Raw genomic sequence first — 24,954 nt, forward strand, 5'->3', positions numbered from 1 at the left:
ACTGACTAATTTACATATTTTAATGAAACCCAGTTGTTTCTTTGAAACTTTTTTACATAGGTCAATCCTTTTTCTGTGCAGGAAGCATCAATAAACGGAATGTCTTCTTCGTAAAAACCGCTTAAAAGTAAAGTTCCTTTTGGATTTAAACAATCCACATAAGCCTGCATATCGTTTAGCAAAATATTACGGTTGATATTGGCAATTATCAAATCGTATTTTTTGCCTTCCAACAAAGCGGCATCGCCTTCATAAACGGTAATATGTTTACAGTTATTGCGTTCTGCATTTTCAATTGAGTTTAAATAACACCAGTTGTCAATGTCAATGGCATCAATTGGTTCAGCACCTTTCATTTCTGCTAAAATAGCCAAAATTGCTGTTCCACAACCCATATCCAACGTTTTCAAACCTGTCACATCTGTTTCAAGCAAATGCTGAATCATCATGTGCGTGGTTTCGTGGTGCCCCGTTCCAAAACTCATTTTTGGTTCGATAATAATGTCAAATTCAGCATTGGTTTTTTCGTGAAAAGGAGCGCGAACATGGCATTTCCCGTCAACATCAATAGCTTCAAAATTCTTTTCCCATTCCTCGTTCCAGTTTACCTGGTCGATTTCCTCAAACGTATATTCGATTTTAAATTCTTCCGATTGTAAAATATAAATGTCATCCAGTATAGTTTCATCCCATAAATCTTTCTTCACAAAAGCGGAGATTCCATTTTCAGTTTCTGTAAAACTTTCGAATGCTTTTTCTCCCAATTCAGCAATTAGTATTTCTGATCCCAATTCTTTTGGTTCAATTGTAAAATGATACCCTAAATATATATTCGACATAAATAATTTTTTTGCAAAGGTAAGAATACAAAGGAGAAGTTGTTTATAAATATAGTAGAAGGTTGTTAATTTTGGGATAAATTTTAGACATAAAAAAAGCGATACCGTTACGTATCGCTTTTGATTTATATAATTATAAGATTTAGATTGCAGTAACAATAGCTAAGAAGTCATCTGCTTTTAAAGCAGCTCCTCCGATAAGACCACCATCTACATCAGGTTTAGAGAAAATTTCTTTGGCGTTTTCCGGTTTTACAGAACCACCGTATAAAATAGAAACTTCATCAGCGATATCAGCTCCAAAAGCTTTACGAACTACCTCTCTGATAAATTCATGCATTTCCTGAGCTTGCTCCGGTGAAGCAGTTTCTCCTGTTCCAATTGCCCAAACTGGCTCGTAAGCTAAAACAACTTTAGCCCATGATTCTTTTGCGATGTGAAATAATCCGTCACGCAATTGGTTTTCAACAATATTAAAGTGATTTCCGGACTGACGGTCTTTTAATTCTTCTCCAAAACAAAAAATAACAGTCATATCATGTTTCAAAGCAGTGTCTACTTTGTTTGCGATTAAAGCATCTGTTTCATGAAAAATAGCTCTACGCTCCGAATGACCAAGAATTACGGTAGTAACACCAATGCTGGTTAACATATCTGCAGAAATTTCTCCTGTAAAAGCACCACCTTCTGCCTGATGAACATTTTGGGCAGAAACTCCAATTGTTGTGTTTTTTAATTTAGCAACGGCTCCTGCTAAGTTTACAAATGTTGGAGCAACAATTACCTGAGCAGTAGTTTGAGCTGGTATTTTAGTGATTAATTCGCTTAATAATTCTTCAGTTTGTGCTGCGTTTTTATGCATTTTCCAGTTTCCTGCGACAATCTTTTTTCTCATTTTGGTAGTTTTTAGTATTCTTTTAATTTTTTGTTTTTTTGAAATTTTATTTTAGTCCTTTTAATGTCGCATCAATTGCATCAAAATCTTTTTCGATGGCACGGTACAATACTATTTTTCCGGTTTTATCAACAATGATGTATCTTGGAATCCAATCTAAATCAATTGCTTTTCCGAAAACACCTTTCATACCATCATTCATCATAAAATGATCTCCTTTTAATTCGTGTTTTTCAATTCCGGCTTTCCATTTGTCTGAAGTTTTATCAGCAGAAAGAAATAAGTACGAAACAGTAGGATTATTGGCTTGAAGTTCTTTTAATTTTGGCATTGCTTTTACACAATCACCACACCAGGAAGCCCAAACTTCGATTACCAAAGTTTTTCCTTTGTATTTTTTTAGTATGTTTTTGAAACTAACCTGACTGTCATCAGTAGCTAACAATTTTTGAGAAAGTGCTTCTTTAGAAAAACTGGTTTTCTGAGCTTGCGAGCACGAAAAAGTAATAAAGGCAATAACGATTAGAGCTATTTGTTTCATAGTTAGATTTTAGTTTGTTATTTGGAATACCGAATTCACAAAGTTAAACAAACAAATCGAATGCCAAATGGAGATTAACAAAATTTGAACACTGTCTTGTTTTATCACAAAACAGGAAATTTAGGTTAAAAAAAAGAGACTGAAATCGTAATAGTTCGTTCTGAAAATCTAAATTTTGAGTAAAATCGTGAAGTATCGATTTTTAAATCAATAAAAAGTTAGCATTTTTTGGTTTTTTGAAAAGATTTTTCTGGAGGAAAAACGTCGTGAAGCGAAGAAAAAGTCAAATGTGTTTTTTTGAATATTTCTTATTTAGATTGTTCAAAAAAGATTCACGATTAAAATCTTTAACAAATCCGGATTTTTCTCCTTTTTTGAGTTCATTGATTAATTCTGTCTTCTTTGTTTCTACTTGTTCAAATAATCGTAGCGCAGCCTGAATCACTTCACTGGCGGAAGAGTATTTTCCATTTTTTATCTGATTGTTAATGAAACTATCAAAATGGTCTCCAAGAAAAATAGATGTGTTTTTTGACATGATTTCTAAATTTTACTTGAATATACCAAATAATTAGGTATACTCAAGTAAAATTTTAAGATATTATTTAAGCTCATAATTTCCGTTAGCCCACTTTTTACAAGGTGCAATCCATTCGTCTGAGGCTTTATATAAAAAACCGTGTTTTAAATTGGTATGGAGTTCTATTTCTTTAAAATGATTAATTTTTAATTTTGAAGTTTCTTTTCGCTTGATAGCTGACACGCCCAAAACATCTGACTTTTCGTAAATAGTCAAAATATTACCGCAGAAATTGATATCTTTAATTTCTTCCATATCAATGTCTCTGAAACAGCCTATAAACACAAAATTCACCTCCGGATTTGCCAGATAAGTAGAAACATATTGCGCAATATAACCACCCATTGATGTTCCGATTACGGTTATTTTATTAGGTTTGACTCCTTTTTTTAATAATCCGTTGATTTGTTTTACAACCTTTTCTGCATAACGTGCTCCATTGGTATTCTTTTTTCTTTTCTCACTAATAACGACAAAATTATCGGCTTTAAAGGAATTGATTATTTCATTGTATTCGGCTCTTCCATATTCAGGGTGAATTTCATTTAAATCATGTTGTTGCACAAATCCGTTGTGAAGAAAAAAGATATAAGCCTGTTCTGTGTTTTTGGTTTGGCCAAAACTTGAAATGCCAAAAAGGATGATGGATAAGAGAAGAAATAGATGGAATGGTTTTTTCATTGTGTTTTTATGGTTGGGTTAGGTTTTATAATTTTTAATGGCTTTGCAATTTATATAGTTTGGTTATTCGTTTTTTATAAACTGCCATGAAATCTGATATGTTTTAATTTTACTTTGAATATCATGCAATGTCTTTGTGAATCATGTATTTACGGTTGTTAGGTTTAAACGCAAAGTGCGCTAAGTTTTACGCTAAGTTCGCTAAGATTGAAAAACAATTTTATATGTAGCTTAGCGAACTTTGCAATCAGCTGCAGCAAAAATCCTTGCGAATCTTTGCGGTTAAATTTAGACTAACGAAATGTTTAAGTATAAACTTTATTTCTTCGCAACTTTTTGCACTGATCCTTTATCTTTTCTAAGACCATTCTATTTTTATTAGCATGTAGTCATAAAAAAAGCGCCAATACTTCTAAAAATATAGAATATTGGCGCCATTTAAATCGTTTCTTATTTTTAAAGACTATAATTTTAAATCATCAACGTCGTTATAGTGTACTTTTTGAACTATAGTTCCTTTGTTCAGAACAACAATACTAGGATTTGATCTTTCGATTGTTTTTAAAGCAATGGCATCACAGAAATAGAAATCGACATTTAAGCCGTATTGTTTTTTAGTTTTTGCAATTTCGTCAGCTCCGGAAGCAGTCATTGCAATTACTTTGTATCCTTTTGCTTTGGCACCCTGATTTATTTTTTCGAGTTTTTTCATTCCTTCAGGAGCAGATAAATTCAAATCATAAGTCACAAAAATAACCAATTTAGGTTCTTTCAATAACTCGTCTTTGTAATCAGAATCGTCTTTTACCATTGTAAAGTCATGAATTGGCGGTACATATCCTTCTGTGATTACTTTATCTTTTCGGTCTACGAAAGTAGCGCCTTCGGGAATGTTCATAAGATCTTTTTCGGTAAATTCTTTGTCCACTCCGTTTACTTTGTAGATAAAAATCATTTCAACTACAGATTTTGGTGCACCTTCCGGAATTTCCATTCCTTTTTCGATGTTGTTTCCAACTTTGAAAGGACGGAAATCTTTGATCGGATTGTGATTTAATACCCAAACAGCCATAAAAACGAATAAAATCACGCTTATTAAAGTGGTGATATTGGTTACAAGTTTTGAAAATAAAGGTTTGATTAATTTTTTATTGATAAACAAAATCAGGATAAAGAAAAGCAATACAATATCTTTTGTAAACGACTGCCAAGGTGTAAGGTGTAAGGCATCTCCAAAACAGCCACAATCTTTTACTACATCATAATAAGCAGAGTAGAAGGTAAGGAAAGTAAAGAAAATGATTAACAGTAACAGAAACCAAATCGTTGCTTTTGCTTTGTAACCTACTAATAACATTACTCCTAAAACTACTTCTAAAATTACTAAAAAGATAGCTAATCCCAGCGCTAAAGGCTCTAAGAAAGGCATGTTGAAAACCGGCTCGCTAAAATATTCCGCTAGCTTATACGAGAATCCAACCGGATCATTAAGTTTGATTAATCCCGAAATAATAAATAATACGCCTACAAAGAGTCTGGAGAATTGGGTAATAATGTTTTTCATATCTTATAAGTTTAGTTTAAAATTCCAAAACTAACATTGAAGTTTGGAATTTGGAATTTGAGATTTGGAATTTAGGACTTGAGATTTGGAATTTAAGCTTTTATTGGATTCAAAATCAACGCAAAAATCGAATAGTTGATCATGTCCTGATAATTGGCATCAATGCCTTCAGAGACTAATGTTTTTCCTTTATTGTCTTCAATTTGTTTCACACGAAGCAGTTTTTGAAGAATCAGATCCGTAAGCGAACTCACGCGCATGTCACGCCAAGCTTCGCCATAATCATGATTTTTAGCTTCCATTAATTCTTTGGTAAGTTTGATTTTAGCATCGTATAATTCGGTAGCTTTTTCAACGTCCAGATCAGGTTGGTCTACAACTCCTAATTCCAATTGAATTAAAGCCATAACAGAATAGTTGATGATTCCGATAAATTCCCCACTTTCATCCTCATCGATTTTTCGAATTTCGTTCTCCTGTAAACTTCTGATTCGTTGCGCTTTTATAAAAATCTGATCAGTTAGTGAAGGCAGTCTCAAGATACGCCAGGCACTGCCATAATCTTTCATTTTATTGATAAACAAGGTACGACAAATCGTTACTACGTTATCAAATTCTAAGGAAGTATTCTTCATTTATTGTTGTATATTTGCTTAAATTTTTTTCCAAAAATAAGTATAATTTTTTTAAAGCCTTAATGGTTTCGGGTTTAAAGTTTCCTATTTCGAACCTAAAACTTGAATCCTTAAGTGTGAAACTGAATTAACTTAAAATTAAAATACAATGAATTGCAAAGGACAACTTATAGATTTGTCAATTCCCAGAGTAATGGGAGTTATGAATGTCACACCGAATTCTTTTTTTGATGGAGGAAAATACAAAAGTGAAGAGGAGATTATCTCTAGAGCGAGTAACATACTGTCTGAAGGGGCAGATTTTATTGATCTTGGCGGATATTCAAGCAAACCAAATGCAGAGTTTGTGTCGGAACAAGAAGAAATTGATCGCGTTATTCCGGCGATAGAACTTATTTTAAAGCACTTTCCTGATGCTTTATTGTCAATAGATACTTTTAGAGCAGAAGTTGCAAGAGCCAGCATTGAAAGCGGAGTAGCTATTGTCAATGATATTGCGGCAGGGGAGTTAGACGATAAAATGTTTGATGTTATAGCAAAATATAATGTGCCTTACATTATGATGCACATGCGTGGCAATCCACAGACCATGCACACATTGACAGATTATGATGATATCATAAAAGATATGTTGTTTTATTTTTCTGAAAAAGTGCAAAAAGCAAGAAGTCTCGGAATCAATGATTTGATATTGGATCCGGGTTTTGGATTTGCGAAAACGACAGAACAAAATTTTGAAGTAATGGAAAAGATGGATCTCTTTAATATTTTAGAGTTACCAATTCTGGCCGGCATTTCCAGAAAATCAATGATTTATAAAACGCTGAATATGACAGCACAGGAGGCTCTAAACGGTACAACGGTTCTTAATACCATTTCTTTAATGAAAGGGGCTAAAATATTACGTGTTCACGATGTAAAAGAAGCGGTTGAATGTGTGACTTTGTTTAATAAAATGAATTTTAAATAAAGTTGAATTAACGCTTGTGAATTGCAGTAATTGACTCAAGTTGTTGACTGTTAGTTGTATAGTGTGAAATGTGAAATGCTTTTTTAATGGATTTTTCCAGATGAATTGTTGCTGTATTTCAGTGACTTGCAGTAGCTGTATGCTCGTGTAATGTAAAATATTAATTAAGTAAAACTTTTCACATTTCACATTTCACATTTTTCAACCAGCAACTTGAATTAATTAAAACTATGCCCAACGGGTACCTTAAATGTTTATTTAGTTTAAAATATGAAATACTTTAGTTTACTCTTTGTTGTTCTACTTTTCTCTTGTGGAAAAAAAGAAGATGTTTTATTGCCAAAATCAAATGTGACGGTGGTTAAAAATGTAGAAGATCTGTCACCAATTTATATTTTTTTTAAAACAGAAGGCAAGGACACCATAGCCGAAGTAAATCGAAAAAACAGCATCATTTCAACTAATTGGATTTTTAATATAGACAAACGTTTACCGCTTAGATTGGTAATTCCGGAAGTAATGAAACTTCAGGAAAAGAAACGAACTGAGAAAGCCCATAAAAACGAAAAAGCCGAAAATTATTATTCCTACGCCGATACAGTTGGGAAGAACCTGGCCTTTTTGCCTTTCACGAAAGTGTACTATAAAATGGAAAAAGTCAACCCTTATATCAGTCAGCTGCATTTCAAAAAGAATGGAAGGATCGAATATAGAGGGAAAAGAACTTACGATTTTCCTAAAAACAATCTAACGCCTTTTTTAGATAGTCTGGTTATAAATCCAAAAGCGGAGATTACTTTTTCGTATGATAAAAATATGTCTTTCGGGGACTATATTCAATGCAAAATTCTAGTGAAAAAATTAGTTCTGAAAAATAAAAGCCTAGTATTTATAAGTTATAGACAAGATATCGTCTATTAAAATGAAAATTAAAAACGGGTACTAAAGACTAAGACTGAACAGGCAGCGGATTTTTTGAGTAAAAAGATAAAAAATGACCAATTTTGTATTTCATTATTGGTCATTTTTGTTGGTAAATTTAAAAGAAAGAGCTTAAGACCTAAGTCATGATTGATTTTGTCTTATTCTTAATGCGCTTGAATACAATTCACTATTGGTGATGATAAGGCTCATTCCTTAAAATCGTAAACCCGCGGTACAGTTGTTCAATAAAAAACAAACGCACCATTTGGTGTGAGAATGTCATTAAGGAAAGCGAAATTTTACCTTGTGCTTTATTGTATACCGTATCTGAAAATCCGTATGGACCTCCGATTACAAAAACAAGTGTTTTGATTCCGGAGTTCATTTTCTTTTGTAATTCCTCAGAAAAACCAACACTGGAGAAGTTTTTCCCGTTTTCATCCAGCAAAATAAGCTGATCGGTCGGTGCTAATTTGGAAAGAATCAATTCGCCTTCTTTTTCCTTTTGCTGACTTTCGGAAAGGTTTTTTACGTTTTTGATATCGGGAATAATCTCCAAATCAAATTTGATGTAAAATGACAAACGTTTAGTATAATCGTCAATCAAAGTCTGAAGCGATTTATTATCGGTTTTGCCAATGGCGATAAGTTTGATGTTCATGTTTTTTATTTTTTAAACCTGACAGGTTTTTAAAGCCTGTCGGTCTAAATTAATTTTTAGAAAATTGATTTTCAAAAGTTTTAAATCTGGCATCCAAATCTTTCAATAATTGCTTTTTTACAGAAGCATCCTGAATAAAGCTGTAATTGATACTGTTGTAAACGTATTTTTTGATCGTTTCATAAGTAACGTCAGGGTATCTTTTTGCCAGTAAAACATATTGTTCGGTCATATTGGTTCTAAGAATTCCGGCGTCGTCTGTACTAATTACGATTGGGACATTAAATTCTTTGTAAAGGGTGAACGGATGTCTGTTTTCTTTTACTTTTAAGATAAACTCATTGCTTGTTAAGTTAATCTCGATCGGAATAGTGTTTTTAGCCATATAACGCAACAAATCGTATGAGTTTGCTTCGTAAGCGATATCTACTCCATGTCCAATTCTGTTTGCTCCGGCAGTATAAATAGCAGAATTAATATGCCAGGTTAAATCTTCCGGTTGTACCAATCCTAAAGTTAATTCTCCTGCGTGAAGCGTGTATTTTACATCAGCAAATTTAGAGTGACAGTATTTAAACATTAGCATGTGAAGCCAATAATCGTTCATCGAATTATCACCATGTTCCGGAGAAACAATGTTTACGCCTGCAACCAATTTGCTGTCGTTTGCCGAAATAAAGGCTATAACCAGGTTTTTGAATAAATCTACAGGTTCCATAAAACGAAGTACAAAGTTTTGATAACGCATCGTAAAACGGTCATCGTCAATTTTTAAGTCTTTGTGTAGTTTTGCTATGAAGTTTGTATTGAAATCTGCTGCATATTTTTTAGCCTCTCTTTGCTGAAGTGTTTTATACAATTCATCCAGATACTTCAAAACCGCTTTTTCGTCTTTTTGTGCTGCAGCTTGGCGGAGTTTTGTGTTAAAATCGGTTAGGTCAGAAACATTCATATCACAAGGAATCGTTGATAACTGTGTTTCGATATAACTAACATTTTCGGCAAGAGCTCGTTTCTTTAATTCAAGCATTCCTTCAGCAAAATGACCGTCGATTGTTGGAGAAAACTTATCGAAGGAATCAAAAAACAAATCGTCTGAAGGTACAGATACGCCGTTGTAGTCCTTTGCAGACCAGGTTTGCATTACTTGTTGTTTGTAGAATTCCAGCTTGCCGCTATTTTTAAGGGATGAAAAAGTTTCCCAGTTTCCAGTTGAAGGCTTTGCTTTAGACACCGCCATGGTTTCTAAATTCAGATAGAAATCTTCAGAAATCGCTCTTTCTAAAAGAGGTTCTGCATAAATAGATCCTGAAAAATGATGGTGTAAATCGCCTCCTTTGGGCATTTGTTGAAAAAAAGCAGTTGAGAGTGCCTCGTTGTTTCTAATTTTTTCTAAATAACGTTCAGCTGATTGAGAAAAGCCAATTTGTGCTATAAAAAAACAGAAAAGTGTAATTATCCTCGTCATAATCTAGGTTTAAATTACATGCAAATATAGTTCTTTTGCAGGACATTTGAAACGGATGATGAAATATTTACGTACAAACACAATTCGATATGCCTGTCGAAACGTATGTAGAGACGCACGTATGTAGAGACGCACCATACGTAGAGACGCACAGCAGTGCGTCTCTACAGGATACGGGTATTTTTATGAAAAAAGCACGTCATGTATATCTGCGGTTCGATCGAAAACGCTTTTTGCAAAAGGACAAAGCGGAATAATTTTAAAATCATTGGCTCTGGCGTATTCAACGGCAGCCATTACCATTTTTTTTCCAACCCCTTTTCCGTTAAATTCTTCATTTACTTCGGTGTGATCAATGATAAATTTGGAGTCTCCGGCCCAGCTGTAAGTCATTTTTCCGGCTTGTTTTCCGTCTTCGACTGCTTGAAAGTATCCTTTTCTTCCTTCGTTTATTTGTTGTATTTCCATGATAGTTATAATAATGTGGTTTTAATTTCTATTGAATGTGTTAATGTCTTATGAATCGGACAACTGTTGGCAATAGTCTCCAGACGTTGTCGTTGTGTGTCGTCTACATCGCCTATGATTTCGATTTTTCTGGTAAATAAAGAGACATTTTGATCAGCATCTCTTTCAAAGTCGACTTTAATATTAATTTCTGAAACCTCCCATTGCTTGCGGTTTATATACATTCTCAATGTAATAAGCGTGCAGGCAGCCAATGAGGAAGCTAAAAGTTCAGAAGGGCTAAAACCTAAATTTTTGCCGCCAACTTCCTGAGGCTCGTCGGCGATGACAATGTTTCCGCTGGCAGATTTTATTTCGGTGCGATACAAACGGGTATCAATTTGTGCAGATATTGTTTCCATATGTTATTTAAATCTGGGTTCTGGTAAAGGAACAAACTCCGTTTCTCCCGGAACTTTAGGGAAAGTCTGTGCTGTCCAGTCTTGTTTGGCTTTTTCGATTAGTTCTTTATCAGAAGAAACAAAATTCCAAAAGATAAAGTGCTCTTCAGGGAAAGGAGTTCCACCAAAAATATAAACAGTAGAATGAGCTGCAATTTCAAACTCACATAAAGTACTGTCGTTTGTAATCAGAATTTGCTTGGGATCGTAAACGTGTTCTCCACTTTTTATACTTCCTTCTAAGATGTATAAACCACTTTCGCCATACAAATCTTTTCCAATATTGATTTTTTGAGTGGTTTCGCTTTTGATCTCAATAAAATACAGTGGACTATAAACAGGAACCGGTGATTTTTTGTTAAAAGCTTCTCCGGCAATTAATTTATAAGAAACTCCATTTTCTTTCCATTGTGGAATATCCTCTGCCTCAACATGAGTAAAATTAGGCTCCATTTGCTCCAGTTCTTTTGGTAAGGCGACCCAAATCTGCAACCCATGAAGTATTTTGTCAGAAGTTCTCAGGTATTCAGGAGTTCTTTCAGAATGAACAATTCCTTTTCCGGCTGTCATCCAGTTTACGGCACCCGGTTTTATTTCTAATTCCGTTCCCAGACTGTCGCGATGCATAATGCTTCCTTCAAACATAAAGGTCAGTGTAGAGAGTCCGATATGGGGGTGAGGCGGTACATCCATATTCTCGTGCTGGTTTAAATGTGCAGGTCCCATATGGTCAATAAACACAAAGGGGCCGACTGCTCTTTTTTCGCGGAAAGGCAATAATCTGCCGACCATAAAATTGCCAATACTGGCAGCACGTTCTTCGATAATTAAACTGATGTTTGACATGGTATATTTTTAAAATTAATCTTCTACTGTTCGAGATTTAGTATAATTACTACAATGGTTCTCTTTGATTGTTTGACAAAGTTACAATCATTATAAAAAATCTAACTTAATGTAGATTAAGAACGCAATTATTATAAAAGTAAGGAATTAATATTTAATTATTAAAAAATTAAACCCGACAGATTTCTGAAACCTGTCGGGTTTAGTTAATCGAACACCCTTTTTTTATATGTTGTTTAAAACTTCATTCTCTGAATCCTTACCGCATTTAGAATCGCCAATAAAGCGACACCCACATCGGCAAAGACAGCTTCCCACATGGTAGCCAGGCCACCGGCACCAAGAATCAGTACAATGGCTTTTACAACAAAGGCTAAACTAATATTCTGCCATACAATTTGTTTGGTCTTTTTGCCAATATTTATGGCGGTGTATATCTTTGTTGGCTGATCGTTTTGAATGACAATGTCGGCTGTTTCTATAGTGGCGTCGCTTCCTAAGCCTCCCATAGCGATTCCGGCATCTGCGAGCGCAATTACGGGTGCATCGTTTACACCGTCGCCGACAAAGGCAATTTTCAGTTCTTTGTTTTTTAATTCGGTAACTTTCTCAACCTTATGTTCCGGTAGTAAATCACCATAAGCCTCATCGATATTTAATTCTTTGGCAACAGTATTTACCACTGCCGTTTTATCACCCGAAAGCATTACGGTTTTTACATTTATTTGATGTAAACTTTGAATAGTTTGTTTCGCATCTTCTTTTATTTCATCGGCAATGAGAAAATAACCGGCATATTTTTGATTGATGGCTACAACGATTATGGTGAAAGGAGTAAGATCAAGTTCACTATCATAACTAATATTGAACTTTTTCATTAGTTTGGTATTTCCGGCCAGGATTTCATTTCCGTCAATGGTGCCTTTCAAACCGTGGCCAGCGATCTCTTCAACAGCGGTAACAAGGCTGTTTTTTTCTGCTCCGTTGGCATAGTCAATAATGGCGGTACCAACAGGATGTGTTGACTTGGTTTCGAGTGCAGCCGTATATTTTATTAAATCTGCTTCAGGAATCGCAACGGCTACCACTTTTTGAACTTTAAAAACCCCCTTTGTCAAGGTTCCGGTTTTGTCCATTACAACAACCTGAATTGCTGCCATGATGTCTAAAAAGCTGGAGCCTTTGAACAAAATTCCATTTTTACTTGCTGCTCCAATTCCTCCAAAATAGCCCAATGGAATTGAAATTACCAACGCACAAGGACAAGAGATTACCAAAAAGACCAAGGCACGGTACAACCAGTCTCTGAAAATATAATCGTCAACAAAAAGATAAGGCAGTAAACAGATTGCGATTGCTGCATAAACCACAATTGGGGTGTATATTTTGGCAAATTTTCGGATAAACAATTCGGTTGGCGCTTTTTTGGAGGTCGCTTCCTGAACCATTTCGAGAATTTTAGACAATTTACTGTCTGTATACAAAGCGGTGACTTTTACTTCGGTTACGACATTAAGATTAATCATTCCGGCAAGTACACTTTCGCCTTTGTTTTTGGTGTCGGGTTTACTTTCTCCTGTTAGTGCTGCGGTATTAAAAGAAGCTGTTTCGGAAAGGAGTTCTCCGTCTAAACCTAATTTTTCGCCGGGCTTTAGTTGAATTACAGCTCCAATTTGAGCATTAGCAGCTTTAATAATTCTGGGCTGATTGTTCTCCAGGATTGTCACTTCGTCCGGACGTTGATCTAACAACGTTTTTATATTGGCTTTGGCACGGGTGACAGCCAATGTCTGGAAAGTTTCGCCAATAGCATAAAAAAGCATTACGGCAACTCCTTCGGGATATTCACCAATGGCAAAAGCGCCAATTGTGGCAATGCTCATCAATAAAAACTCCGAAAAGAAAGCACCATTTCTGGCACTCTCTAAAGCTTCTTTCACTACAGGGAAACCAACCGGTAAATAAGCGATTACGTACCAAACGATTCGAATCCATCCCGTAAACCAGGTTTGCGGCAGATAGTTGTCGAAAACAATAGCGATCATTAGTAAAACAAAACTAACTATCGCCGGAGAAAAAAGCTGAAAAGTAGTCTGATCTCCTATAGAATGATCGTGTCCGTCGTGATCATTATGTTCATTGTCGTCATGTGAGCAACAATTTGTAGCTGTTTTTTTTGGGGAAGCTGTGTTTTGTTTTGTTTCACAGCAATCTGTACCAGTATCGTGTATCATAAATATTTAGATTAGTGGGTGTGCTCTCCACCGCCTTTTTGGGCAGATAAAAGATAAAAAGCACCTTGTGTAACAATTTGGCTAGTATTCGGGATTGAAGTTACAAATTTTATTTCGGTAAATCCCATATCGGTAGTACCGGGAATAACTTCAATTGCTTTAAAATGTATTTCTTCACCTTCTTCTTTAGCATCGTGTTTGGTTTCCTTTTCGGCGTGTTCCTTTTCTTTAATAAAGATAAAGTATTTATCGCCATTTTTGACAATAGCTCCTTTTGGCAGTGCCGGTACGGTCGCTTTGTTGAGGTTTATATTGGCAGAAACATACATTCCGGAAATTAATCCCTTGGCGTCGTCAGGGTTTATTTTGGCATGAACAGCAACAGTTTTGCTTTCGTTAGAAAAAGACTTATTGATACCGAATATTTTTCCTTTTATAGATTTATTCGATTGATTGGTCAAAATAAAATCGACTTCCTGACCTATTGAAATAGAACCCAAATCTTTTTCGTACACATTTAAATCCAAATGCATCTGACTATTATCAACAACTTCAAATAATGGAATTCCGGTTTCTGCAAATGCTCCCTTCGCAATGCTTATTTTTCCTATGTAGCCATTGATTGGCGAGATAATAGGAATTAGGGCGCTATTGCTATTCGGACTAATATTAAGCGCTTGTAATTTGTTTTTTGCAGCCTGTGCTTTTGCTCTTTCTACGGCTAATTTTGCCTTTACTTCCTGAAATGTTTTTCGTGGATTTACATTTTCGTCCGCCAGTGTTTTCTGACGGTTGTACTCTAATTGTAAATATTCAATATTGGCTGTAGCTGATTTATATTCTTCCAGCATTTCAACTACTTCCAGATTTTGAATCGTGGCCAATACTTTTCCTTTGTTTACATAAGTACCTTCCAGAACTAAGATATCTTTGACTGTTCCGCCAAGTAATGTTGCAATTTTGGCTGAATTTTGAGGAGGAACCGTCGTATATCCATTAGCTTTAATGATGGTATTGAGGTTGCGGTTTTCTACAGTTCCGAATTGAATACCAACAGTTTTAAATTGTGCTGCCGTTAAAGCTACTTCGTTTCCTTCCTTTTCTTCTTCAGGTGCTTCTTCCGTCTTTTTTTCATTGCATGACGTTAAAAACAATAGCAAAAAAGCAATAGGGAAGAATAAGAGGATAAAACGGCTTGTTGTGTTTTTTATATTTTTCATTATGATGAATATTAATTATTAGAAATGGAAGGGAATTGTAAACGAATAGCACTTTGATTGTAAGTATTCAAAGTTTCGGCATATTGTTTCTTTATATCAATGGCCTGATTTAAAAAGCTGATATAGGTCCAATAGCTCATATCGCCATTTGCGTAGCTTTTTTGAGCTGTTGTGATAATTTGCTCGGCATATTGCAAACCTTCTTTTTGATAATAAGAAAGCCCTTTTTGCTGCTTTTCAAATTCATTTTTCAATTCCTGCATTTGTAGTTCCAACGTAAATTTGTTTTTCTCTAATTCCAATTCTGATTGGGCAATGTTAACGGCAGCCGCTTTGGCTTTAGCTGTATTCACCCCACCAAACAGTGGAATTTGCAAGCCGGCAGTAAATCCCTGAAACAAAGATTTAGTGTCAATGGTTTGGGCAAAATACCCCAAACCCAGTTTTGGTGTTCGTTGTGCTTTGTATGTATTGGCTTCTTTCTGATAAACCGAAATTTGTTGTTGGTAGTAGTCTGTAACCAGATTCTCTACTTTAGATTGGTTTAAATCTGCAAGAGCTGTAAACTGTAAAGCTGTTGCTGTATCGGGAACAATGTCTTCTTTGGTTTGAACAAAAAACTGCAATTGTTTTTGATAAATGACCAAATCGTATTCCAATTGTTCTTTTTGGGTTTGAATTTCTTTGCCTTTGGCCTTAGCACTCAACACCTCTATGTTTCCGCTTTCACCTGTTTTAAAACGAAGCTCGGCATTTTTTAAAAATAAAGCATAAACATTGAACAACTCGGTATTTAGTTTTTGTACAGAAACACCATATAAATACTGATAATAAGCTAATGTTACGGCCTTTTCAATTTCATACTCCGACATAGCTTTTTGTTTTTCGGCCAATTTGACCAATTCTTCCTGTAATTGTCGGTTGGCTTTGGTAATTTTTCCAATAGGAAAGTACTGTTGTACAGAAACATTGCTGTCGTAACTAACACTATTAAACTGTCCGCCTTGGTACTGTACTTGTAAAGCATCAGGTTGAAAAGCGGTCTTTTTAAGGATCGTTTGTTTTTCTACTTCTTTATCGGCAATTTTTAGATTGATATTGTTGAATTTCGCCAATTCAATTGCTTTTTCCAACGTAACAGACTGTTTATTCTGAGCAAATGAAAAACTGCTAACCACCAGTAAAAGAACAGTTACTATCGGTTTTATCATTTTTGATTTTAGTTTAATTTGTTTTTCGGATAATAAATAGAGTATAGGCAAAACAATTAGCGTTAGTAATGTTGCCGAGAATAAACCGCCAATTACAACGGTTGCTAATGGTTTTTGAACTTCGGCACCACCACTTGTAGATAAGGCCATTGGCAAAAATCCTAAAGAGGCTACCGCTGCGGTCATCAGAACCGGGCGTAATCTTGTTTTAGTGCCAATTAAAACACGTTGCAATGCATTGTCAATTCCTTCCAGTTTTAATTGGTTGAAATAGGAAATCAAAACGATTCCGTTAAGAACAGCGATTCCAAAGAGTGCAATAAAACCAATTCCGGCTGAAATACTAAACGGCATGCCGCGCAGCCATAAAGCAAATACGCCACCAATGGCTGAAAGCGGAATTGCGGTAAAAATTAAGGCAGCTTGTTTAGCACTTTTAAAAGTAAAATAAAGAAGCACCAAAATTAAACCCAGCGCAATGGGTAAAGCAATCGAAAGACGTTTGTTAGCTTCAATAAGATTTTCAAATTGACCTCCGTATGTCACATAATATCCCGCAGGGAGTTTGAAGTTTTTGTCCAGTTTTTGCTGAATTTCTTCTACAACACTTTTTACATCACGTCCACGAACGTTCAGCCCGATTGTAATTCGGCGTTTACCATCTTCACGAATTACTTGTACTGGTCCTTGTTCGTAATCGACCGTTGCAACTTGTGATAAGGGCACCTGTTGTCCATTTGGCAATGGAATAAACAGATTGCTTACATCGCTAATATCGTTTCGATTGTCTTTGTTCATTCGGACCACAATGTCAAATCGCCTGTTTTCTTCGTAAATTTTGCCTGCAGCTTCTCCGGCAAAAGAAGAACGCAGAATTTTGTTTAAGTCTTCAATATTTAAACCATATAAGGCGATTTTATCATAATCATATTTAATGGTAATCTGAGGTAATCCGGTTACTTTGTCGGCTTTAAGATCACCAATACCATCAATTTTATTGATTTTCTGCATGAGCTCATTGGCTTTTCTTTCGAGTACATCGAGATTATCACCAAATATTTTGATCGCAACATCGCTTCGGCTGCCAGTCATTAATTCATTAAAACGCATTTGTATCGGTTGTGAAACTTCGATGTTGGCTCCCGGTATTTTTTCCATTTCGGCTTTCATCAAATGAGCTAAATCTTGCCAATTGTCGGCACTTGTCCATTCTTTTTTGTCTTTTAAAACAATAATCAAATCACCGCTTTCTATGGGCATTGGGTCCGTTGGGATTTCTCCGCTTCCGATCTTGGTGACGATGGTTTTAATCTCCGGAAATTTTGCCTTCAGCATTTTTTCATATTCCGTAGTAGTTTTTACCATTTGCGTCAAGGAACTTCCGGTCATGATCGTTGCATTAATAGCTAAATCTCCCTCTTCGATAGTGGGGATAAATTCTCCTCCCATATTTTGAAAGATGATTAACGCAAGAGCAAATAAGGCCACTGCGATACCTAAAACCGCTTTTTTAAAACGAAGTGTTTTTTCTAAAAACGGAGTATATATTTTTTCAAACCAAGCCATCATTCTGTCGCTAAAATTAGGTTTGTGTTCTGTGCTTTTAGACAGGAACAAAGCACTCATCATCGGTACATAAGTAAGAGACAAAATAAACGCACCAATAACAGCAAAACCTACCGTCATTGCCATTGGTTTAAACATTTTACCTTCGGTTCCGATCAAAGCCAAAATAGGCAGGTATACAATTAAGATGATAATCTCTCCAAAAGCGGCACTATTTCTGATTTTTGAGGCCGAAGCATAAACTTCTTCATCCATTTCAGATTGTGTTAGTTCTCTTTTTTTCTTGAGTTTTTGCAAATGGTGCATGGTGGCTTCGACAATAATCACGGCACCATCCACTATAATCCCAAAGTCGATTGCACCGAGGCTCATTAAGTTTCCGCTTACGCCAAAGGCATTCATTAGAATTACGGCAAAAAGCATCGCTAAGGGAATCACAGAAGCTACGATTAATCCAGCACGAAGGTTTCCTAAGAATAATATCAATACAAAAATCACGATTAAAGCTCCTTCAAGCAGATTTTTGGTAACTGTTCCGATTGCGCTATCTACTAATTTACTTCTGTCGATAAAAGCTTCGGCAACAACACCTTCCGGTAGCATTTTATTGATCTGAACCATTTTTTCTTTCACACGTTCTACAACAGCTTTAGAATTTTCTCCTTTAAGCATCAGTGTTAGACCGCCTACAATTTCACCTTTTCCATCTTTGGTTGTGGCACCGAAACGAATCGCATTTCCGAGTTGTACCGTTGCTACGTCACGAATTAAAATTGGAGTTGCATTTCGGTTTTTAACAACGATATTTCCAATATCTTTAATTCCGGACGCCATTCCGACACCGCGAATGAAATACGCAAATTCATCTTTTTCGATATAAGCACCACCCGTATTCTGGTTGTTTTTTTCGAGCGCATCAAAAATTTCTGTGATCGTGACACCGGCACTGTTTAATCGGTTGGGGTCAACGGAGATTTCGTATTGTTTTGAGCTTCCTCCCCAGGTGCTTACTTCAGCGACTCCTTTTACGCCTTGTAGCTGAGGTACAATAATCCAATCCTGAATCGTTCTTAAACTGGTTGCATTGTATTTGTCTTCGTATCCTTTTTTGGCGTATACGTCATATTGGTAAATTTCACCAAGCCCTGTTGTAATAGGAGCCAATTCGGGTGTTCCTGCATATTTAGGAATGATTTCCTCTGCTTGTTTGAGTCTTTGAAAAACTTGTTCGCGTGCCCAATACGTATCGGCACCTTCTTCAAAAACAACCGTAACAACCGATAGTCCGAAGCGGGAAATACTGCGCAGTTCGATCACTTTTGGAATCGTTTTCACAGACTGTTCCAAAGGGTAAGTAATTAATTGCTCTACTTCCTGGCTTGCTAATGTAGGTGCGGTAGTAATAATTTGTACCTGATTGTTGGTAATATCAGGAAGAGCATCCAGCGGTAAATTTTTAAGGGAATAACTTCCCCAGGCAATAAGGACCAGGGTAATTAAAAGTATAATGAATTTGTTCTTTATACTAAATTGTATAATGTTATCTAGCATTTTTTTGGATATAATGAATGAGAAATCAGACAAAATTTGCCTGTTTTTTTGTGGAAAGCCCACGACACATCTACCCGAAATTACTCGGGCTTCATTATACTATTTGAGGCGGTTGCCAAATACTTCCGTAGAAATTAGAAGTAAGGATTGAATCGTAAGTGGATAAAGGTTTTTTAATTAGAACCTTTTCGGCGGTAAAAGACCATGTAATAACAGGAGTTGCACTTAACACCTGAGCCGCACAACAATTGCAGCTGCAAAACGGAGCACAAAGATCCAGTCCTTTTTCGTGAGACGGGTTATCAGATTTACTCACTGTTTCGCTTGCATGCGATTTGTTTTCGCTCTCCAACGTATCTGCACATGGCAAAGACGCTAGTACGACTAAGTAAATTGATAATATGATGTTGATCCATTTCACGGTGGTAAAAGTAAGAATAAAAGTCTGATGATTCAGAAAAAAAATATACTTTTTGGGAGAATTATAACATCTTTTTATTTTTTAATTAAGGATGGTTTTGTGTAAAAAGTCTTAAGAGAAATCTAAATAGTTGCAGTTATATTTAATTAAAGCAACAGAAAAGAATTGGTTAAGTCAAGTCACCACATAAAACTTTTACAAAGTAAAAACCAGATTGATAAAAAAGCATTTCAAAATATTCACGAACACACAAAACAAGAAACAAAAAAATCCGTTTTTATCCGCGTTTTCGCCCAGCGAATCCGTAAAATCCGCGTCCCAATACCCGCTCCAATTATCCGTTTCAAATGACCGCCCTAAAGGACCGTTCCCGTTTAAATCAACTCAAAACGAAGAGCCTCACTTTCCGCCCCGTTAATGATAATTGATAATTCATGGATCCCCGTATGAAAAACACGGGTAGTAATTATTTTAAAAGACTGATTTCTTTCGACTTTAATTGACTCCTCCGGCTGATAGATTTTCTCGCTTATCTTAAAGACTTTTTTAGCCAAATATCCTTTCGCTTTTTTGTAATGCACGGCATATTCTAAGCGAACTGTTTTGGGCTCTTTATTGCCATTTTTTAACTGAAATTGAAACTGTAAATAGTCGCCAATCTTCACAATCGGAGTTTTGATTTCAAAATACGAAAGTTCAATATTGGAGCTTTCTAAGCCATAGTGGCTTAAAATTTCTGGATGTCCTTGTTTTAACAAAGTACGACAGCCGTGTTTGATAATTCCGTCGGTTTCTTTACTGATTCCTTTCCATTGTCCGGCTATTTGGAGTACAATGTCGGGATTGTCTTTGGCAATATCATTTAAACTGTTTGCCACACTTCGGCGCACGTATTCTGATGGGTCATTCTTTAAATTTTCCAGAATAGGTAAAATTGAAGCAGGATCTTTTTTCAAAAACGGAATTGCCATAGCCCACGGTAACCTCGAACGACTTCCTTCGCTGGCCAATCGTCTCACATGATGATTTTCATGTAAAGACCATTTTAGCATTTCGGCAATCATTTTTTCTTTGTATTTTAGAATAAAAGGGCGAACAGCAAATTCACAGCTGATAAATTGTGTGATGGATATAAAAGCTTTCGCCGAAGTTTTAAAATCATCCAAACCATATATTTCGATATAATCTGCAAAAAAGATAAAGGCAAGATTACTGTCGACAAAGTTGTTTTTCTTTAAGTTCTCAATAATTTTATCAATTAGAATAACCGCTTCCGGAAAATTTTGAGGCATAAACTGATGAAAAACAACAGTGGTGTGTTTCATGCGTTCTTTCCATTCTTTTTGAGCAAAATCCCCTTCATAAATGGTGTCAATGAATTTTTGTTTGTCAAATGACGGATGCACCTGAGCAACCGCCTGACCAAAATTTTCATAAAAAGCAACAGAGTATATATCTTTAATTAATCCCATAATTTTCTTTGATGAGCCTCAAAGATATTTAATGTGAATTGATTTTTCAGTTCTTTTTGCATTAAGTTTAGCTTGATATTTAAGGTATGAAAATATAGTGTTGAAATTTCTTGTGAGTAATTGGTTTAAGTAAATAACAGCGTTTTTAGAAATTTTTGAGAGTTGTTTTTTTATAATAGTAATTCTCATAAGATTTAATTCGAAAAAGAGTGGGTAAAAAAATATTTCTATTAATCGGACTATGAGTATTTAAAATAAGTGAAACGCCTCTTAACGTTTTCAAATCTATGTTTCTATGTGTTATAAAAAATTACGCCCAATGAGCTAAAGAGTATTTATTTACAGGAGTATTAAAAAAGTAAAAGAATTAAGTTTTTTAATTTTACTTTTCTTAGTTATTAAAAGTGAATTATTCTTAGTGTAATACCTTTATTGAGTACGGAAAAAGGAACTTAAAAAGTTTTGGAATTTTTAGCTTTTATAGAGTAAGAGCTAGTGTTTTTTTTAGTGTTTTGAAATTTTTAGACTTTGTTTCCCTTTCAAATGCCCAAAATATATCCTACTTTAGCATCTTATAAAATTTTAAAAAATGATTAGCGAAGTACAATTTCAAACCGAATTACAACTACTTATTAGTAACGCCATTAGAGAAGATGTTGGTACAGGCGATTATAGTTCGTTGGCTTGTATTCCTGAAGCCGCACACGGTCAGGCTAAGCTTTTGGTAAAAGATCAGGGTATTATTGCAGGTGTTGCGCTTGCGAAAATGATTTTTGAATACGTGGATCCGACATTAAAAATTAAAACTTTTATAGAAGACGGGACACATGTAGAATATGGTGATGTTGTTTTTGAAGTTTCGGGAAGCTCTCGATCTATTTTGAAGTCAGAAAGAGTTGTTTTAAATACCATGCAGCGTATGTCGGCAATTGCGACAAAAACGGGGCAATATGTTCGTCTTTTAGAAGGAACAGGGGCTAAAATATTAGATACCCGTAAAACCACTCCAAATTTCAGAGTAGCCGAAAAATGGGCGGTAAAAATCGGAGGAGGTAAAAACCACCGATTCGCGCTTTACGACATGATAATGTTAAAAGACAATCATATTGATTTTGCAGGCGGAATTACACTTGCCATTAAGAAAACCAAAGACTATCTGAAAGCTAATAATTTAGATTTAAAGATCATTGTAGAAGCGAGAAACTTAGATGAAATTCGTGAAATTCTATTGAGTAATGGAGTTTACAGAATCCTGATTGATAACTTTAATTATGAGGATACTAAAACGGCAGTACAATTAATCGGTACCAAATGTCAAACAGAATCTTCAGGAAATATCAACGAAAAAACCATTCGTGAATATGCTTTATGCGGGGTGAATTACATTTCATCAGGTGCTTTAACGCATTCTGTTTACAATATGGATTTGAGTTTGAAGGCTTTTTAAGGTGAGTTGTGAGATGTGAGATGTGAGATGTGAGTTGTGAGTTGTGAAGAGCTTATCGCACAGTGTTAAAAATCTAAAATCAGAAATCTAAAATCTAAAATCTAAAATGGTAAAAATATGTCTCAAGAGATAGAAGATCGGATTGAAAAAATTCCGGTATTGCGTTCTATAGTCCGGGTTTTTAAAGGAATAAAATTACCTTGGCTAGAGGGGTTTTCTCTGTATGATTTATTGGAGCTCTATACTTTAGGGATTATTGAAGGTGCGTTTTCTTATCATGCCAGTGCTGTTTCATTCAGTTTTTTTATGGCCTTGTTTCCTTTTGCTTTATTTATTTTAAACTTAATCCCTTTTATCCCGATCGAGGGATTTCAGGCAGATTTTCTGCAGTTTGTGCATCAGGGCGTGCCTCCAAATACCTATGATGCCATTAGTAAAATTATTAGTGATATTTTAAATAATAGTCATTCCGGTTTATTGTCTTCCGGATTTTTGCTTTCCACTTTTTTAATGGCTAACGGAATTAATGGAATTCTGAGTGGTTTCGAATCCTCAAAACATGTTTTTGATAAACGGGGCTTTTTTAGACAATATCTGGTGGCTTTAGCTATTTCGCTGATTATGACCATTATTTTGTTTGTAACGGTTGCGACTATTGTGGTCTTTGAGGTTTTTATCCAGAAAACAATTATTCAGGATGTATTAAGTGATCGTATTCCGCTTATTATTTGGGGACGATATGTGTTTGTAATATTGATGATTCTGATAACATCTTCGCTATTATTGCGTTATGGTACTAAACAATATAATAAAGTGCCGTTTATTAGTATTGGGTCTGTTTTTACGACAGTCTTAATTGTAATATCGTCGTTCTTTTTTGGGATTTGGGTACTAAAATTCTCAAAATACAACGAACTTTATGGTTCTATTGGGACATTATTAATTCTAATGTTTTACATTTGGATAAACTGTATGATTCTGCTTTTGGGATTTGAATTGAATGCCACGATCAGAAAATTAAAACAAAAAAACAAATAAATTATGAAAAATTGGATGTTAACGATTGGGGTGTTTTTTCTAACATTAGGTACAATTCAAAGTCAGACCGTTATTGGAAAATGGAAAACGATTGACGATGAAACAGGTGAGGCAAAATCAATTGTAGAGGTTTATGAAAAATCCGGAAAAGTATACGGTAAAATTGTAGAAATACTTCGTGCTGATCACAAGAAAGATGTGTGTGTCAAGTGCGACGGAGCAGAAAAAAACAAGCCAATTTTAGGTATGAATATTATAAACGGACTTAAAAAAGATGGCAGTGAATATAATGGAGGAACTATTTTGGATCCTACAACAGGTAAGAAATACAAATGTTACATCACATTAGAGAATGCTGATAAACTGAAACTACGTGGTTATGTTGGACTTTCGATTATGGGAAGAACACAATATTGGACACGAGTAAAAAATTAAAAATTCATTTTTTCAAATCATAAAAATGCGAAAATTAGGAACAATACTATTTTTCTTAACCATGCTGTCAAGCAGTTTTGGACAAACTAAGAATTCGTTATTACCCATAAGTCATCTCACAGGTGACTTTTATGTTTATAAAACATTCCATGATTATAATGGAACTCTGATTTCGGCAAATGCCATGTATCTTGTTACAACTGATGGCGTTGTGCTGTTCGATGCTCCGTGGGATAAAGAGCAATTTCAACCCTTATTGGATAGTATAAAAGCAAAACACAACAAAAAAGTGATTATGTGTTTTGCAACACATTCTCATGACGACAGAGCCGGAGGGATAGAATTTTACAGACAAAAAGGAATTAAAACCTATACGGGAAAAGCTACTGATGAAATTCTAAAGAAAGAGAACAAAGCAAGAGCAGAATTTGTGTTGCCAAATGATACCACATTTACAGTTGGAAAATATAAGTTTGAGGTCTATTATCCCGGTAAAGGTCATGCGCCGGATAATATTGTAGCTTGGTTTAATAAAGAAAAAGTACTTTATGGTGGTTGTTTTGTAAAGAGTGTTGAAGCAAAAGATTTAGGGTACTTAGGTGATTCTGATGTAAAAGCATGGGAAAAATCTATTAAGAAGGTACAGACCAAATTTAAACACCCAAAATATATTGTTCCGGGACATGACGATTGGACAGATTTGCGATCACTGGATCATACACTGAAATTGGTAAAGAAATACAACGCTGAAAAAAACTCAGGAAAATCGGGTAAAAAGTAAGCTGTTAAATGTGAGATGTAAGTTGTGAAAAGTTTGACTTAACACATAGAAAATTAGGTCTTACGC

23 protein-coding genes are annotated in these 24,954 nt (G+C 35.2%); 6 read left to right on the top strand and 17 right to left on the bottom strand.

Going from position 1 to position 24,954, the window contains the following annotated elements; translation table 11 throughout:
- Positions 1-5: 5 nt before the first annotated feature.
- From prmA to G3A47_RS20030, 7 genes are all read right to left on the bottom strand, one after another.
- Entirely contained in the window at positions 6-839 is an 834-nt protein-coding gene (prmA, locus tag G3A47_RS20000; protein WP_166925624.1) for a 50S ribosomal protein L11 methyltransferase, read from the bottom strand.
- A gap of 142 nt (positions 840-981) precedes the next feature.
- A complete protein-coding gene (gene tpiA / locus G3A47_RS20005; protein ID WP_166925626.1) occupies positions 982-1,734 on the bottom strand; it encodes a triose-phosphate isomerase in 753 nt (250 codons plus the stop codon).
- 46 nt (positions 1,735-1,780) lie between these two features.
- The gene (locus G3A47_RS20010) at positions 1,781-2,275 is read right to left on the bottom strand and encodes a TlpA family protein disulfide reductase (protein ID WP_166925628.1); all 495 of its coding nucleotides are present in this window, start codon (positions 2,273-2,275) and stop codon (positions 1,781-1,783) included.
- A gap of 283 nt (positions 2,276-2,558) precedes the next feature.
- Positions 2,559-2,813, bottom strand: coding sequence for a type II toxin-antitoxin system ParD family antitoxin (locus tag G3A47_RS20015; RefSeq protein WP_166925630.1), 255 nt, complete (start codon positions 2,811-2,813; stop codon positions 2,559-2,561).
- Between the two features lie 63 nt (positions 2,814-2,876).
- A complete protein-coding gene (locus G3A47_RS20020) occupies positions 2,877-3,536 on the bottom strand; it encodes a dienelactone hydrolase family protein (RefSeq protein WP_166925632.1) in 660 nt (219 codons plus the stop codon).
- A gap of 463 nt (positions 3,537-3,999) precedes the next feature.
- On the bottom strand, positions 4,000-5,100 hold the full coding sequence (locus G3A47_RS20025; RefSeq protein WP_166925634.1) for a BT_3928 family protein: 1,101 nt from the start codon (positions 5,098-5,100) through the stop codon (positions 4,000-4,002).
- 92 nt (positions 5,101-5,192) lie between these two features.
- On the bottom strand, positions 5,193-5,735 hold the full coding sequence (locus tag G3A47_RS20030; RefSeq protein ID WP_166925636.1) for a DUF1599 domain-containing protein: 543 nt from the start codon (positions 5,733-5,735) through the stop codon (positions 5,193-5,195).
- Positions 5,736-5,883: 148 nt separating this feature from the next.
- Here G3A47_RS20030 and folP point away from each other — a divergent pair, with 148 nt between their 5' ends.
- Positions 5,884-6,705 (top strand): dihydropteroate synthase, encoded by an 822-nt coding sequence (gene folP / locus G3A47_RS20035; protein WP_243860527.1) that lies wholly within the window; start codon positions 5,884-5,886, stop codon positions 6,703-6,705.
- Between the two features lie 270 nt (positions 6,706-6,975).
- A complete protein-coding gene (locus tag G3A47_RS20040) occupies positions 6,976-7,626 on the top strand; it encodes a hypothetical protein (protein WP_166925638.1) in 651 nt (216 codons plus the stop codon).
- A gap of 190 nt (positions 7,627-7,816) precedes the next feature.
- Here G3A47_RS20040 and rlmH read toward each other — a convergent pair whose 3' ends face one another.
- The 10 genes from rlmH to G3A47_RS20085 all read right to left on the bottom strand — a co-directional run bounded on the left by rlmH (position 7,817) and on the right by G3A47_RS20085 (position 21,187).
- Positions 7,817-8,290 carry a 23S rRNA (pseudouridine(1915)-N(3))-methyltransferase RlmH gene (gene rlmH / locus G3A47_RS20045; RefSeq protein ID WP_166925640.1) on the bottom strand — a complete coding sequence of 158 codons (474 nt, stop codon included), beginning with the start codon at positions 8,288-8,290 and terminating at the stop codon, positions 7,817-7,819.
- A gap of 49 nt (positions 8,291-8,339) precedes the next feature.
- Complete coding sequence (locus tag G3A47_RS20050) at positions 8,340-9,758, bottom strand: amidohydrolase family protein (protein WP_166925642.1); 1,419 nt, start codon at positions 9,756-9,758, stop codon at positions 8,340-8,342.
- A 183-nt stretch (positions 9,759-9,941) separates the two neighbouring features.
- A complete protein-coding gene (locus G3A47_RS20055) occupies positions 9,942-10,226 on the bottom strand; it encodes a GNAT family N-acetyltransferase (protein WP_166925644.1) in 285 nt (94 codons plus the stop codon).
- Between the two features lie 5 nt (positions 10,227-10,231).
- Complete coding sequence (locus G3A47_RS20060; RefSeq protein WP_166925646.1) at positions 10,232-10,627, bottom strand: OsmC family protein; 396 nt, start codon at positions 10,625-10,627, stop codon at positions 10,232-10,234.
- A 3-nt stretch (positions 10,628-10,630) separates the two neighbouring features.
- On the bottom strand, positions 10,631-11,512 hold the full coding sequence (locus G3A47_RS20065; protein ID WP_166925648.1) for a pirin family protein: 882 nt from the start codon (positions 11,510-11,512) through the stop codon (positions 10,631-10,633).
- Positions 11,513-11,748: 236 nt separating this feature from the next.
- On the bottom strand, positions 11,749-13,746 hold the full coding sequence (locus G3A47_RS20070; protein ID WP_166925650.1) for a heavy metal translocating P-type ATPase: 1,998 nt from the start codon (positions 13,744-13,746) through the stop codon (positions 11,749-11,751).
- 11 nt (positions 13,747-13,757) lie between these two features.
- Complete coding sequence (locus tag G3A47_RS20075; protein ID WP_166925652.1) at positions 13,758-14,966, bottom strand: efflux RND transporter periplasmic adaptor subunit; 1,209 nt, start codon at positions 14,964-14,966, stop codon at positions 13,758-13,760.
- Between the two features lie 11 nt (positions 14,967-14,977).
- Positions 14,978-19,294 carry a CusA/CzcA family heavy metal efflux RND transporter gene (locus G3A47_RS20080; RefSeq protein WP_166925654.1) on the bottom strand — a complete coding sequence of 1,439 codons (4,317 nt, stop codon included), beginning with the start codon at positions 19,292-19,294 and terminating at the stop codon, positions 14,978-14,980.
- Positions 19,295-19,388: 94 nt separating this feature from the next.
- A complete protein-coding gene (locus tag G3A47_RS23995; RefSeq protein ID WP_306783657.1) occupies positions 19,389-19,715 on the bottom strand; it encodes a DUF6660 family protein in 327 nt (108 codons plus the stop codon).
- A gap of 374 nt (positions 19,716-20,089) precedes the next feature.
- Positions 20,090-21,187, bottom strand: coding sequence for a DNA alkylation repair protein (locus G3A47_RS20085; protein ID WP_166925656.1), 1,098 nt, complete (start codon positions 21,185-21,187; stop codon positions 20,090-20,092).
- Positions 21,188-21,776: 589 nt separating this feature from the next.
- On the opposite strand from G3A47_RS20085, the gene nadC reads away from it, so the two are divergent.
- From nadC to bla-B1-FLAV, 4 genes are all read left to right on the top strand, one after another.
- On the top strand, positions 21,777-22,634 hold the full coding sequence (gene nadC / locus G3A47_RS20090) for a carboxylating nicotinate-nucleotide diphosphorylase (protein WP_166925658.1): 858 nt from the start codon (positions 21,777-21,779) through the stop codon (positions 22,632-22,634).
- Between the two features lie 117 nt (positions 22,635-22,751).
- Entirely contained in the window at positions 22,752-23,672 is a 921-nt protein-coding gene (locus tag G3A47_RS20095) for a YihY/virulence factor BrkB family protein (RefSeq protein ID WP_166925662.1), read from the top strand.
- Between the two features lie 3 nt (positions 23,673-23,675).
- Entirely contained in the window at positions 23,676-24,107 is a 432-nt protein-coding gene (locus G3A47_RS20100; RefSeq protein WP_166925664.1) for a DUF2147 domain-containing protein, read from the top strand.
- 25 nt (positions 24,108-24,132) lie between these two features.
- Entirely contained in the window at positions 24,133-24,888 is a 756-nt protein-coding gene (gene bla-B1-FLAV, locus G3A47_RS20105) for a subclass B1 metallo-beta-lactamase (protein WP_166925666.1), read from the top strand.
- Positions 24,889-24,954: the final 66 nt, after the last annotated feature.

The organism is Flavobacterium poyangense (assembly GCF_011751075.1).
GTDB lineage: Bacteria > Bacteroidota > Bacteroidia > Flavobacteriales > Flavobacteriaceae > Flavobacterium > Flavobacterium poyangense.